Raw genomic sequence first — 12,771 nt, 5'->3', positions numbered from 1 at the left:
GCTACGACGATTGATGGGCGTAACCGCTCAGATCGTAGCTTCTTGATTTAGTTCCATCGAATTACGCAACAAAGCCAAGTCAAACTTTTACCTTTAGGTAAAGGTAATGCTTGGGTTATTCGCTAATTATTCGGGGGGTATGGTAAGTGATAGAACTTCTATGCTCTTTTCTTTGCTTCTTTAATTCATACAGCAGTACTTAGAAATAACAACAATCAAAGTAGTGCTTTGAAAGTTTCTCAACATTTGCACTGAGAAACTCAAAATAATGAAGGGTAGAAAATGGATGTGTCAGGCCAACTAAACTCAGAAAGGGTCGACTCGAGTTCACGAAAAATTCGTAGTTTTTCCTGCTATGAAAAATCTGACGAAGTATTTCACTCAGACCAGTCTCACATTGTTGTCGTTCACAATGGTCAGCTTCGAGTTCAAACAGGTGATTGCACAATCGATGTTGCTGCCGAAAATGGGGTATTTCTATCTCAAGGGGATTACTTGTTAGAGTACTCTCCGCTAGATGGGGCATACAAAGCGTCGATTATTGCTTACGACAATGAACTCGTTAGTCAGTTGCTGCAAAAACACAGTGATCTCTTGATGATGCTGCCTAAGGTAGACAAAGTTTGTTCTGGTTTGTTTACTTTTGGTTTGAACATACTCGTTGAACAAGTGCTTTCTAGCATGCAGACGCTTGAGCAACAAGCGTACCCTGATGCCATTATGTGCCTAAAATACGAAGAACTACTCATTCTCTTGCTACACAGCAAAGGAGGAGAATCACTGTATGCGTTGCTGTCACAACAAACAAACCGTACGTCGGAACGGTTACGTCGATTTATGGAACAGCATTACTTAAAAGAATGGAAGTTGACAGACTACGCGCAGGAGTTTGGTGCCAGCTTAACCACTTTTAAAGAGCTTTTTAATGAGCACTATGGCATTTCTCCAAGAGCTTGGATCAGTGAGCGTCGACTACTGCATGCTCATAAACTGCTGTTGACGAGCAAGATGAGCATCGTAGATGTGGCGATGGAGGCAGGGTTTTCCAGTCAGTCTTACTTTACGCAGAGTTACCGTCGTCGTTTTGGAACGACCCCAAGCCGCGTACGTTCGGGAGACGATCAAGTGGCTATCGCGAAATGAAATGACTTGGGACTAAAATTTTCTGACTAATTTTGAAAGTCACTCACCAGTGTAAATTCTATTATGTATCGTGTAACAACGAACGATTAAAAATTATTACATCTCTTTCTTTCTGGATTGTTCGAAAGGGGTGCGGAGACGAACATAAATGAAAAAGCAGCATTGGCGACGCCGTTCGCTTTTTCCAGACAGCATAGTGACACAGCGGAAAGTGACTGTTTTACAAAGAGGAGCTCGTTATGAAAGCGCCTCGAAACCTACGCAGGATCTCAATGTTGTGCACGTCAATCACCGACAATTGTTGAGTGAAGGCGTCATAAATTATGAGCAGTTATCTTTACTTCAACGCTTGTTGGATAGAAATGTCGTCGATAGCCTATGCGCTAGCCAGTTAGTTAAAACGTATCAAAAACTTGGTGCTTCGATAGACCGGTTTGCCATGCGTTTATTTTTGGAAATTGGATCGCAGCTCAGTGATAGCAGCACAATCACAACGTTCGAACAAAGGCTGGACTACATCAACTCTCGTCTGGGCTTTCGCTTTAATTTGGCTGTCCCAAAAACGTTGATGCTTTGTTTCCATTTATCACTCAACGAGTGGATTAACCGACAAGTCGATCAAAGTGCTCTTCATGCTTCGATTAAAGTTGAACAACTTATCAATCAACTCGATATTCAGAAGGAATATTGGTCGAAGCTATCAGGGGAAGACACCAGTGCCGTCTTTGTTCAACAGCAACTCGATCTTATTAAGAGCCAGCAGCATCAACTTAAAAAGCAACTTGGGACGTTAAGCGAACAACAGTTGCAAGTGATTGAATGTCATCGTTTGTTAATTGAGAAGTGGCAACCGTCTTTAGACGAGCTGAAAGGGTTCGCGGAGTACACCTCTACAACCGAACAATTTATTTCTGAGTGGAAAAATTGGTGTTCGGAAGTGCGACTTGAAGCCCCCGAGCTGAACGAAGTTTGGGATGCATGCGATGTGGTTTACAACGACCAAAATGCGGTTGCGAAAGTATGGCAATGGTTCAAGAACATGCAAACTGTTGGTGATATCGATCACTACTATTTTGATACTCAAAGTGGTCAGTGCGGCCAGGCTTGCAATCACCTCAGCCAGATCTAAATAGGGCGTTAAATGTTAGATAAGATGATGAAATCTTTAGCGGAAGCGCTAAAGGTAGGGGATTTTATTGCCTCAGAAAATGGTTCTTACAACATCGAGGTTGACCAGTTATCACTGACCATCAAGCAACATGCGTCATGGATTTTATGGGAAGCGACGTTACCCTTCCAGTTTAAAGAGCATCTAGATTATCAACAAGAACAAGCGTTACAACGTTGCATGCAGCTCTCATTAAAAACCATTCGTGAGGATGGCGGCGTACTGACAACCAATGATGATCAGCAATTGATTTTGCAAAGTAAAGTAAGGGTTGAGGACTGTTCGGTGGAACGGTTCTCTGCTTTGCTTTCTAAGCACGTCAATCTATGTGAGCGTTACATTGCATTATTGGAACAAGAACGCGTGAACCACACAATCAACCATACAGTGTGGTTACCATGATGCTAAAAATCTTTCCCAACATTAGGCGTGCTGCAACAAAGGCATTGTTATGCGCAGTGAGTGTTGTTCCTTTGGGATACGCGCAAGCAACAGACTTACACTGGCCCGAACAACCGTTCCGCTACTATGCAGATAATGACTCATTAAAAGAGTTGTTGAATAACTTCGGTGCAAATTATCGTGTCTCGGTTTCTGTTAGTGACAAAGTCAACGATCGAGTGAATGGGCGTTTTACCCCTGAAGATCCGGCGGAATTCCTCGATTACTTATCGCAAGTGTACAACTTGATGTGGTATTTCGATGGAGCCGTCTTACATGTCTATAAGGCGACAGAAACTCGCTCACGTTTACTTCAATTGGAATTACTTACGGCTAGAGAGCTACGCAGTACGTTAATTTCCACCGGCGTTTGGGATTCTCGTTATGGTTGGAGAGCTGCTGAGAGCAAAGGGTTAGTCTATCTTGCGGGTCCTCCACGTTATGTCGACTTAGTGGTACAAACGGCGGAGGCATTGGAAACGCGCTTGCTGCAGAAATCGAATTCAACCGACGAATTATTCGTTGAGATAATTCCTTTGAAGTACGCTTCTGCAACGGATAGAGAAATTGCATATCGCGATCAGACAATTACGGTCCCTGGTATCGCATCGGTGTTAAAACGGGTCGTGTCTGGTGTTCAAACTCAAGTGACGAGTGCGTCTAGCAAAGAAGTTACCAGTTCAGATAAGCCTGTAAAAAGTAATAAAACCGCCTCAGTTCATGGTGGTGCAACAGTTGAAGCAGAGCCGGGCCTTAATGCGATTATCGTTCGTGATACTCAAGCACGATTACCGCTCTATCGTAAACTGGTCGCGCAATTAGACCAGCCGCAATCAAGAATTGAAGTCGCGCTATCGATTGTCGATATCAGTGCCAACGATTTAAGTCAGTTAGGCGTTGATTGGCGAGCGGGAGTGTCTGTCGGAAACAACCGCATTGTCGATATCAAAACAACAGGTGATGTGAATTCGGGGGATGTGACGCTCGGCAGTGGACAGAACTTTAAGTCCTTGCTTGATTCAACCAACCTAAATTACTTGCTGGCTCAAATTCGTTTATTGGAATCCAAAGGCAGTGCTCAAGTGGTTTCAAGACCAACATTGTTAACTCAGGAAAATGTCGAAGCGGTACTGAACAACAGCAGCACTTTTTACGTCAAGCTGGTTGGTAAAGAAACCGCAGCGCTGGAAGAGGTCACATATGGCACGTTACTGAGAATTGTCCCACGTATCGTTGGTGATAGATTTGCTGCACGACCTGAAATTAACCTGAGCCTTCATCTCGAAGACGGTGCAAAGATCGCTGATGGTGGCGTCGATGATCTTCCTTCCGTTCGTAAAACTGAAATCAGCACCTTAGCGACGGTTAAACAAGGGCAAAGCTTACTTATCGGTGGTGTGTACCGAGATGAAGTGAGCCATCAGTTACGTAAAGTGCCATTGCTAGGAGACATCCCATATTTAGGCGCGCTGTTTAGAAGTAATACCAACACTAAGCGCCGCACAGTACGAATGTTTATTTTAGAACCTCGAATTGTTGTGGATGGTATTGGCGATAGTGTGTTGATTGGCAACGAATATGACTTGCGACCAAGTATCGGCAAGCTTAACAACATCTCCAACAATAGCGCTGAATTTAAATCGGTAGTGGAAGTATATAGCTGCACATCGAGGGTTCAAGCCGAGCGCTATCAACAAGACTTATTGTCACAGCAAAAGTCGTCTCAATTAACGCAGTGCCAATTACCAACAGGGCAAAAGGGTTGGCGGGTGAAAGTATTGGAATGTGATGACTCACAAAGTGAGTGTGTGCGCCCTTCAGAGGAGTCTTAACCGCGATGCAGCAATGGAAAATTCGTATTTTATCAGGCGTGCATACCGGAGTAGAAGTCACCTTACCTGAAGGTGCTCTCGTGCTTGGCAGTGACGACTTTATTGCTGATCTTGTACTGTCTGATGCTGGGGTCGAAGCGAACCATTTCACCCTCGTTTGCCAGCAAGACTCGGTCATTTTACGAGGCTGCGAAGAGGCAAATATTAACAGTGAAGACATCGCTGTTGCAGGTGGTGGTATCGAGTTGTCACGCCATGCTGTTGTCTCGGTCGGCGTTGTGAAGTTCGCTCTGGGATACGCGGAAGATGCGTTAATTGTGAGTAACGTCAGCGACGAATCTAGCCAACAGAATACACCTGTGGTTGCTGTGCAACGCTCTAGCTGGAAAAAAACAACGCTCATCGCTTTGCTTTGTAGTTTTGTCCCGAGTGTCATTTTTGCCGGTATGTGGTACAGCCAAGCTAACGGAAACAACAATGAAATTGTTACAGAAGCAGAACCCATTGTTTTGGTGCGTAACATCTTAGGCGAGCTCAAACTTAGCGACGTTCGTGTGGAATGGAATGCCGCCGCACGCCAAGCAGTCCTAGAGGGCTATGTTGAAGACCGAACACAGAAACTCGATCTGCTTGGTCGAATTGATGTATTGGGCATCAATTACAAAAGTGACTTAAGAACGATGGAAGAAATCCGTCGCGGGGTTCGATTTATTTTGCGCAACCTCGGCTATCACCAAGTGAAAGTCGAAAATGGCGATGAGACCGGCACACTGCTGCTGACGGGCTATATCGATGATGCAAGCCGCTGGAACCAAGTTGAACAAATCTTGGAGCGAGACGTGCCGGGTCTTATTGCGTGGAAGGTTGAACTGCAGCGAGCGGGTGCCTACATGGATACGCTAAAAGCGTTATTGACGGATGCGGAGCTACTGAAAAAAGTCCAGTTGGTCACCAGCGGTGATCGCATCGAAGTTCGTGGTGAGCTTGATGATATCGAAACGACTCGATTTTACGGTGTGACCCGAGACTTCCGGGAACAATATGGTGAGAAACCGTACTTAGTTTTGAAATCCATACCTAAGGTGAGTAAAGGCACCAACATCGATTTCCCGTTTCGTAGCGTTAACTTTGGCCAGGTTCCATATGTGATTCTGACCGATAATGTTCGCTATATGGTCGGTGCAAGAACGCCTCAGGGCTACCGAATATCCAGTGTTACACCTGCTGGTATTGAGTTGGTTAAAGGCGGGCGGGTGATAACAATAGAACTCGGATATGAAGGCGAGACGAACAATGACAAATCTTGAACAAATTTTAAATAACGACACAAACGGTGCGGAAGTACACAAGATTAAGAGCAAGCTCTTAGAAGCACAAGCGGTGGTGAAACGTCAGTTGGATTTAGGGTGCTCACCACAGCAGTACCAATTGCTACTCAAACAGTATGAAGCTTACACAGCCGCCCATGCGGTCGTTGAATCATACGAAGCTAACTAAAAAATACGAGGAAGTCTTATGTCATTTTACGATGCTAGTAACAGTGTAAACCTTGATGATGTTAAAGCTAAGTTAGAACAACAAGCGAAAGATGCCAACACAGAAGTGACGGCAGCCATCAAGAACCTAGAAACCAATGCCGATGATCCATCAAAGCTTGCCGAGCTTCAGCACGCGATCAACAAATGGTCTGTTGTTTACAATATCAATGCGACCACCACTCGTGCGATTAAAGATGTGATGCAGTCGATTCTCCAGAAGGTGTAAAGCATGGAACGAGAAACGCGCCAACTGCTGGCTGAAATCGCGCTGATGGCAACAGGTATGCATCGTCATCAAGAAGCCAACACGATTGCAGATGGCCTTGAAGCAAGCTCAGGTTCTGAAGAGACCGTTGCGATGATTCGTGCAATGAGCCTCATGAATAAAGGCTTGTATGAAGAGGCTCATCAATTACTCGAACCACTTTGTAACGCCTATCCAGATCTGATCAGCTTAGCGGCTCTTGCTTCTGCCAAAGCCGGTTTACTGAGCAAAGCGGAAAGCTGGGTAGAACTTGCGTCACAAGGAAGCGAAGAAAGCCAAGCATTTGCTGCGAGCTTTTCTCAGGACATTAGGAATCTTGGATGATCATTGATTCAAGCAACCTAAGTCTTCAACACCAATCTTTGCGTCAGTCGGAGTCGCGCCATTATGAGCGGAGCGATGAAGACAAGATGAAAGCACTCATGGAGCGAAGTGACAAGCAAGAGCAAGTTTCACATGTTTCTCCAAAAGAGACGCTAGAGAAAACAGAAGCCAAACTGGCGGAGATTAAAGCGTGGTACGAATCATTAAAAGACGCAGAGGTTGTCAGTAAACAAAGTGTCTTATCATCGTTAAATGAAGCGTTCTCCGACCCTCAAGTTAAACGAGAGGCAATGTGGTACGCCTTTCATGAGGCGAAGAGTGCAAAAGGCAACGAGCAGCCACAATCTGATTTGTTAAAGGTGTTGAAGCAGGAGTTACTAGGGAATTTTTCGGGACAGCTTATTGCCGAACCACCTGCTGATAAAACAGCACTAAAAGCAATGCTAGCGCAGCATTTTCCACTGGGTGCCCAGAAAGAACAAGCCTTATGGCATTGCTGGGCAGAGTTGAAGTCGTTACCTGATATGGCATCAACACTGGACATGGTTCGTGATGAACTTAGCTTCATGATCCAAAAAAATGCGATGGTGAAAAACATCATGACTCACAGTCACAAGTTAGATTTATCTTAGGAGTACATATGATAAACACGCAGTACACCGAGGTGATGCAAACCAACATTGATAAGTTACAGGATGCGCAAGTCGAAGACGGTTTAAGCGAACGTTTTGAGCAAGCCATGTCGGTTCCCGAGGCAAGTAATGGCCTGGAGGGAGGTTTGCTAGAAAACATCAGCGAGTTGAAAAACACTATCGATAACGCGAAAAGTAACCTGCAAGACAACATGAAGATGGTGGGTGATGATCCGGCGCAATTACTGCAAATGCAGTGGGCGCTCACACGCATTACTTTTCAAGAAGAGCTGATCGCGAAAACCGTGGGTAAAACCACACAAAACGTAGAAACCTTATTGAAGGCACAATAGTGATGATGAATAAAATGAGAGCAGTTTTCATCATGCTCACGTTGTTTCTGGTAGGTTGTCAGACCGAGTTATACACCAACGTTACTCAGAAAGAGGGTAATGAGATGTTGTCGATCTTACTATCCGAAGGTGTCGTTGCAACAAAAGAACCTGACAAAGACAACACCGTCAAGTTAATGGTAGACAGTTCTCAAATCGCCTTCGCGGTAGACGCGCTAAAGCGAAAAGGTTATCCAAGAGAGCAGTTTTCCACACTGAAAGAGGTGTTTCCCAAAGACGATTTGATCTCGTCACCATTAGCAGAGCGAGCACGTTTGGTGTACGCGAAATCTCAAGAGCTCTCCTCAACCTTATCTCAGATTGATGGTGTGCTGGTGGCACGTGTTCATGTTGTTTTGGAAGATCAAGATCTGCGTCCAGGAGAGCGTCCAACTCCAGCTTCTGCCTCCGTATTTATTAAACACGCAGCAGATATTGCGCTTGATTCATATGTTCCGCAGATCAAATTATTAGTGAACAATAGCATTGAGGGGCTGAACTACGATCGAATCAGCGTAGTGATGGTACCCTCATCAGAGGTTCGAGTTGCTACTCAAAACAATCAATTTAAAAGCATTTTGTCGGTTCAGGTCACCAAAGAGACGGCGAATAATCTTATCGCCATTTTGGTGTTCTTGGTAGCGGCACTCATCGGCTCGAATATCGCTACTTTTACATGGTGTCGTAGGAACACGAAGCGTGGTTAAACCAGAAACACCACTCGCGCAGGTACAACACCAGTTTAACTATGCGCCTTGCCAGTACATCCATAGAAGTTGGATAGAGCAAAAGCAGCCTTGGTTACTAAATATCGAAGGCTGGAGAGATAACCCCATGTTCAACCAATGGTGTATCAATGAGTGGACGTTATCTCCCGTTCCTGAGACGGCTTTTAACAGACCTTGTCATAGTTTGGCATTGCTCCCGACAGACGCGTTGAACCAACTCGTATTGATGGTGGGCGGAGCTTTACATTGTGTGGCAATGCGAGGCGTTGTTTTAAAACGTCCGAAACAGGTTCTGAACAACGTTTTTGGTTTGGAAGGCGCTCGGTTCTTAATTCAAAACGGGCCGATGCTGTTATCCAGCTGGCCGCAAGGCTGGCAGCGTTCGTTACCAGAACTATTGGATGAAAGGTCTGTTGAAGCAAGCATGAGGGCGCTAGGATATTTTTGGATGAGGTTTATTTTGATTAACTCACCGGAAGATGTTGTTCTTCGTTGGCAATTCAAATTAGAAAAGCAACTTAGCGAAAACGCGGAAACAGCTAACTGGTTGGAAGCGGATCAACGAGATCTGGCGTATCGACTCACAAAAAAAATCGCAAAACAGGTTATTCCTCAATGGTTTCATTTGTTGAAATAAAAACAGACAATTTGCAGCTGGCACCTGGCTTAAAGGTGCTGAAAGCGAAAGATTATGCCAGTTATCTGGATTCGCAACACTTAGTTGAAGCCGCGAACTCCAAAGCTGAGAGCATCATTGCTAATGCCCAGCAAGCCTACGAAACCGAAAAACAACGTGGTTATCAAGATGGCCTTGCACAAGCCAAGATTGAAAATGCGCAAACGATGGTTGAAACCTTAGCACGTTGTAATGACTACTATCAGCAAGTCGAAGAAAAAATGACAGGTGTGGTGTTAGAAGCAGTACGTAAGATCATCGATACCTTCGATGATGTCGATACCACGGTGAGTGTAGTTCGAGAAGCGTTGCAACTGGTGAGCAACCAAAAGCAGGTCATTTTACATGTCCACCCAGAGCAGGTTGTTGAGGTGAGGGAAAAGGTGGCTGGTGTATTAAGTGATTTCCCTGAAGTCGGTTACGTTGACGTGGTAGCAGATGCGCGCTTGAAAAATGGAGGCTGCATTTTGGAAACAGAAGTTGGGATCATCGACGCCAGTATTGATGGACAGCTGCATGCATTAAAGCAAGCCATGGTGAAGCAGCTCAGCGAGCGTAAAATTACGATTCATGAATAAACCTTAAAAACTCAGCACTTGCTGAGTTTTTTCATTTTAATGCCTTTAAACAAAAAAAATCCGACCATTTCTAAAATATTCACTGCCATAAATCCTTAAGAATACACCTAAGAAAGCTGCTTAGTTGATAAGTGTTGCAACCAAGCAGCGCCTCTAAAACAACAAAAATAGGATTATTTAGTCGAATGGCTAATGGATTTATAACTTCTTTACTGACAGATTTTGCCAGCCGCTGCCAATTGGAGCCGTTGGTTTTTGATGAAGATGATTGTTGCCATCTACTCGTTGAGCAAAACACAGCAATCACAATTCGTGCACAAGAAGATCGTGTGACGCTTATCGGGCTGATTTCAGGTGATAAACCGAGTGCTGATATTTTGCATCAACATATGAAAGATGCCTTAACGCAAGGCTCTCCAGCGGTATGCTGGGAGGAAGAGACCGGATATATCGGTTTCATACACCTGCCTCAGCAACTGCTAACTGCATCTTTTTTTCGATGAGTCATTTGCGAATTTCATCGAGTGGTTAAAAAGTGCGAATACACAAGAAGTAACCAATAAAACAACCGAAGTACCGGAAACGAATACCACTCATTTTTCCACATTAAGGGTTTAAAACATGATCAGTTTTGGAAGTGTTAGCGCGTTGCAGGCCGCCATGCCGCAAGCTCGTAACGAGATACTTAACGAAGGTAAGCTGAGTATTGGTGGCAAAGAATACCAAATCAACGCAGCGACCCAAGAATTTACTCGCGCCAATCCTACGAATGGTGCAGTAGCGCGATTTTTTGAAGCGACAGGAAAACTGTTTCGCGAAGGTAGCCCACAATCGGTAGCGAAAGCCCTTACAAAAGCCGTATTTGATAATGAGCAAGGACAAGCTCAGCGTTTACAAGCTGCTTCTTCTGTTGAGCATGGACAAATGTTCTTCAAGGATGGAAGCATAAAAACCGCATCAGATGTCTTAAATGCCTTTGCGAAGTTAGACAGTAAATCAGTTCAGTCGAACTCTGCTGAGCTAAACCAGTTAGCAGAGCGAGCGATGACAGAGGCAATGTTAGAAACCGATTCTGGTAAAAACCTCACATCACTGATTGGCGAAAGTGCAGCGAAGTCGCTTGCTGGACGTGTAGTAAAAGACTACGGCGGTGGTGTATCTGCAGCGCAGAAAAACCCGGCAGGTAGCATTAATCAAATGCAAGCGGTGTTTGATATGGAGGTGATGCATCTTAAATCGGCGCAACGTCATATCGAAGGTCTAGCAAGCACCGATCTAAGCCAAGGTGTATACGCAGAAGGACTGGCGGAGGATGCGTTTAACAAAAGTGGCGTAACCAATAATGTTGAAAGAGCTGCGGCGTGGATCATTAATGCTTCTAACTCTAAAGGAAACGATGCCGAAAATATTACGTCTTTACTGAAAGAATACGCGTCTAATGGTAAAGACTTATTGAATATGGAAAACCTAAAAGAGCTACACGCTCGATTGGTGCCTAATGTTGAGCGTGATTACCGAGGGCCAAATATTTCGGGTGGCACTTTGCCGTCAAGTATTGGCGGTGAGGGCATGTTAAAGCAGCACATTGAAGGCTTTTTGAAAGAGAACCCTGTAGAAGATAAAGACTTAGGTAAACATTTGTTCGCCGGAGTTATCGGGTACCATGGCTTTACCGATGGAAATGGTCGCATGGGGCGCATGCTATACGCGATAGCAGAACTTCGTAACGACTCGTTCAATCCTTTAGTTATGGATGCAGAAAATAGCCTTCACGGTATTAAGTGATTTTCTACTTCTATTTAATTTTTGGAGCGGCGATTGCCGCTCTTTTATTTTCCAGCTTAACCTTAATTTTTCTTCTCAATAAAACGGCTAATAGCAATAAAAATGAGACGTTGAAATAAAGTGTCGGTTTCTATCTCGCCATAAAATCTCTTTTATCCTTATTCGCTTATTTAAATGAGCCGTTATACCCAAGTGGCTTCGCTGAAATAAATATATCGATGTCACTTAGTTATAATAAATTAGACAGGACACAACATGGATACAGGAAAGATTAATATGCTTCTCTCTGAGCTAGGAGAAGTGCTGAACCTTGAGCGCGTGACAGCGTATGACGATCAAATGTGGTCACTGCATTTTGCTGAAAACAACAGTGTCGATGTTCTGCTCGTAGAGGAAAAAGGCGAGTTATTGATTTCCAAAAACCTGCTTATAGAACAAGATGATATTACGCTAGATAAACTTCAAGTTTTACTTGAATACAACTTTTTGTATCGAGAAACAGGTGGTGTGCAGTTTTGTGTGAATCCAACACGCAAAGACGTTGTTCTTCAAGTTGCTATCGCGACTGGAAGTGAACTCACCAACATTGCTAACTTAATCATTCAGTTGAACGAATTAGTTGATACTTGGGGACAGTTATTTCAAAACAACACGGTTGTAGATTTTAGCCAAACAGACGTACACGCATTTATTCAAGTTTAAGGCATCACACATGGTCAATATTAATACATCGCAAATGCACTCGTTGAGTCAGTTAACGTCACATTTGGCGACACAAAATCAAGCTGACGACAAAGAGGTTCGAGCACACAACGGTAAAGATATTTTTGTTAAAGAGGGCGCACCAAAAAATAAAAGTATCAGCGCGCGTATTAGCCACCAGAATAAAGCGAAAGATATTGTAGTGAACCTGCTTACTAAGCAGGGTATTCCTAAAGATGTTGCGAAGCTCATGCTGAAAAATGTGTTGAACGGTGAAAACAAGTTAACGCTTGGGAGCCTGAAAAATCTTGAGAGATTGTCGTCTGGTCCTAGCTCAAATTGGCCCACTGCACAAACGGCAGCCTCATCTTCCAAAACCAATAAAGCTTCATCGAGTGCCGCGCTTATCAACGAACATAAAGCCAACCTTCAAAAGCTTGGTGATTTTGCCTGTACGGACTTAAATACGTTCGGTGTTAAGGGGTCACAGTTTTCATTCGACTAAGAATCCCCATAGTTATAATTAGATTGACACTAGTTAATTATCTTTATTAATATATATAGATT

General features: G+C 44.1%; 16 protein-coding genes and 1 pseudogene. All 17 read left to right on the top strand.

All coding sequences use genetic code 11. From position 1 onward, the window contains the following. Window positions 1-282 precede the first annotated feature (282 nt). The gene (locus R7E78_RS23410) at window positions 283-1,143 is read left to right on the top strand and encodes an AraC family transcriptional regulator (protein ID WP_005377191.1); all 861 of its coding nucleotides are present in this window, start codon (window positions 283-285) and stop codon (window positions 1,141-1,143) included. Window positions 1,144-1,291: 148 nt separating this feature from the next. Continuing rightward, window positions 1,292-2,272 carry a T3SS regulon anti-activator ExsD domain-containing protein gene (locus R7E78_RS23405; protein ID WP_005377193.1) on the top strand — a complete coding sequence of 327 codons (981 nt, stop codon included), beginning with the start codon at window positions 1,292-1,294 and terminating at the stop codon, window positions 2,270-2,272. Between the two features lie 12 nt (window positions 2,273-2,284). Beyond that, a complete protein-coding gene (locus R7E78_RS23400; RefSeq protein WP_005377195.1) occupies window positions 2,285-2,713 on the top strand; it encodes a YscB family type III secretion system chaperone in 429 nt (142 codons plus the stop codon). Further along, a complete protein-coding gene (gene sctC, locus R7E78_RS23395; RefSeq protein WP_238939336.1) occupies window positions 2,710-4,584 on the top strand; it encodes a type III secretion system outer membrane ring subunit SctC in 1,875 nt (624 codons plus the stop codon). The genes R7E78_RS23400 and sctC overlap by 4 nt, the downstream gene beginning before the upstream one ends. A gap of 5 nt (window positions 4,585-4,589) precedes the next feature. Next, window positions 4,590-5,891 carry a type III secretion system inner membrane ring subunit SctD gene (gene sctD / locus R7E78_RS23390; RefSeq protein WP_154204535.1) on the top strand — a complete coding sequence of 434 codons (1,302 nt, stop codon included), beginning with the start codon at window positions 4,590-4,592 and terminating at the stop codon, window positions 5,889-5,891. Continuing rightward, the gene (locus R7E78_RS23385) at window positions 5,878-6,081 is read left to right on the top strand and encodes an EscE/YscE/SsaE family type III secretion system needle protein co-chaperone (protein ID WP_005377198.1); all 204 of its coding nucleotides are present in this window, start codon (window positions 5,878-5,880) and stop codon (window positions 6,079-6,081) included. The genes sctD and R7E78_RS23385 overlap by 14 nt, the downstream gene beginning before the upstream one ends. 18 nt (window positions 6,082-6,099) lie before the next feature. After that, entirely contained in the window at window positions 6,100-6,348 is a 249-nt protein-coding gene (gene sctF / locus R7E78_RS23380; protein WP_005377199.1) for a type III secretion system needle filament subunit SctF, read from the top strand. A 3-nt stretch (window positions 6,349-6,351) separates the two neighbouring features. After that, window positions 6,352-6,711, top strand: coding sequence for a YscG family type III secretion system chaperone (locus R7E78_RS23375; protein ID WP_005377200.1), 360 nt, complete (start codon window positions 6,352-6,354; stop codon window positions 6,709-6,711). After that, window positions 6,708-7,343, top strand: coding sequence for a YopR family T3SS polymerization control protein (locus tag R7E78_RS23370; RefSeq protein WP_025768115.1), 636 nt, complete (start codon window positions 6,708-6,710; stop codon window positions 7,341-7,343). Before R7E78_RS23375 ends, R7E78_RS23370 begins: the two co-directional genes overlap by 4 nt. 8 nt (window positions 7,344-7,351) lie before the next feature. Then, window positions 7,352-7,696 carry a type III secretion system inner rod subunit SctI gene (sctI, locus tag R7E78_RS23365; RefSeq protein WP_005387149.1) on the top strand — a complete coding sequence of 115 codons (345 nt, stop codon included), beginning with the start codon at window positions 7,352-7,354 and terminating at the stop codon, window positions 7,694-7,696. Further along, entirely contained in the window at window positions 7,696-8,442 is a 747-nt protein-coding gene (sctJ, locus tag R7E78_RS23360; RefSeq protein WP_086012989.1) for a type III secretion system inner membrane ring lipoprotein SctJ, read from the top strand. The genes sctI and sctJ overlap by 1 nt, the downstream gene beginning before the upstream one ends. Continuing rightward, window positions 8,435-9,100, top strand: a complete 666-nt coding sequence (gene vscK / locus R7E78_RS23355; protein WP_213885706.1) for a Yop proteins translocation protein K — start codon at window positions 8,435-8,437, stop codon at window positions 9,098-9,100. Before sctJ ends, vscK begins: the two co-directional genes overlap by 8 nt. Continuing rightward, window positions 9,079-9,717: an HrpE/YscL family type III secretion apparatus protein gene (locus R7E78_RS23350; RefSeq protein ID WP_005387146.1), complete on the top strand. Its 639-nt coding sequence runs from the start codon at window positions 9,079-9,081 to the stop codon at window positions 9,715-9,717. The genes vscK and R7E78_RS23350 overlap by 22 nt, the downstream gene beginning before the upstream one ends. Before the next feature lie 185 nt (window positions 9,718-9,902). Next, window positions 9,903-10,220: a CesT family type III secretion system chaperone gene (locus tag R7E78_RS23345; RefSeq protein ID WP_318058289.1), complete on the top strand. Its 318-nt coding sequence runs from the start codon at window positions 9,903-9,905 to the stop codon at window positions 10,218-10,220. Between the two features lie 118 nt (window positions 10,221-10,338). Then, entirely contained in the window at window positions 10,339-11,502 is a 1,164-nt protein-coding gene (locus R7E78_RS23340; RefSeq protein ID WP_206970890.1) for a VopS family T3SS effector adenosine monophosphate-protein transferase, read from the top strand. Between the two features lie 255 nt (window positions 11,503-11,757). Then, window positions 11,758-12,204, top strand: a complete 447-nt coding sequence (locus R7E78_RS23335; protein ID WP_025768119.1) for a type III secretion system chaperone — start codon at window positions 11,758-11,760, stop codon at window positions 12,202-12,204. Window positions 12,205-12,214: 10 nt separating this feature from the next. Beyond that, window positions 12,215-12,697: pseudogene (locus R7E78_RS23330) on the top strand (hypothetical protein); the annotation flags it as partial. Window positions 12,698-12,771: the final 74 nt, after the last annotated feature.

The organism is Vibrio sp. YT-19(2023) (assembly GCF_033337395.1).
This window is presented reverse-complemented; position numbering and strand designations above follow the sequence as displayed.

Coding starts and splice junctions, on each gene's coding strand:
- R7E78_RS23410 (WP_005377191.1), top strand. CDS start 283: ATGGATGTGTCAGGCCAACTAAACTCAGAAAGGGTCGACTCGAGTTCA.
- R7E78_RS23405 (WP_005377193.1), top strand. CDS start 1,292: ATGAAAAAGCAGCATTGGCGACGCCGTTCGCTTTTTCCAGACAGCATA.
- R7E78_RS23400 (WP_005377195.1), top strand. CDS start 2,285: ATGTTAGATAAGATGATGAAATCTTTAGCGGAAGCGCTAAAGGTAGGG.
- sctC (WP_238939336.1), top strand. CDS start 2,710: ATGATGCTAAAAATCTTTCCCAACATTAGGCGTGCTGCAACAAAGGCA.
- sctD (WP_154204535.1), top strand. CDS start 4,590: ATGCAGCAATGGAAAATTCGTATTTTATCAGGCGTGCATACCGGAGTA.
- R7E78_RS23385 (WP_005377198.1), top strand. CDS start 5,878: ATGACAAATCTTGAACAAATTTTAAATAACGACACAAACGGTGCGGAA.
- sctF (WP_005377199.1), top strand. CDS start 6,100: ATGTCATTTTACGATGCTAGTAACAGTGTAAACCTTGATGATGTTAAA.
- R7E78_RS23375 (WP_005377200.1), top strand. CDS start 6,352: ATGGAACGAGAAACGCGCCAACTGCTGGCTGAAATCGCGCTGATGGCA.
- R7E78_RS23370 (WP_025768115.1), top strand. CDS start 6,708: ATGATCATTGATTCAAGCAACCTAAGTCTTCAACACCAATCTTTGCGT.
- sctI (WP_005387149.1), top strand. CDS start 7,352: ATGATAAACACGCAGTACACCGAGGTGATGCAAACCAACATTGATAAG.
- R7E78_RS23350 (WP_005387146.1), top strand. CDS start 9,079: ATGGTTTCATTTGTTGAAATAAAAACAGACAATTTGCAGCTGGCACCT.
- R7E78_RS23345 (WP_318058289.1), top strand. CDS start 9,903: ATGGCTAATGGATTTATAACTTCTTTACTGACAGATTTTGCCAGCCGC.
- R7E78_RS23340 (WP_206970890.1), top strand. CDS start 10,339: ATGATCAGTTTTGGAAGTGTTAGCGCGTTGCAGGCCGCCATGCCGCAA.
- R7E78_RS23335 (WP_025768119.1), top strand. CDS start 11,758: ATGGATACAGGAAAGATTAATATGCTTCTCTCTGAGCTAGGAGAAGTG.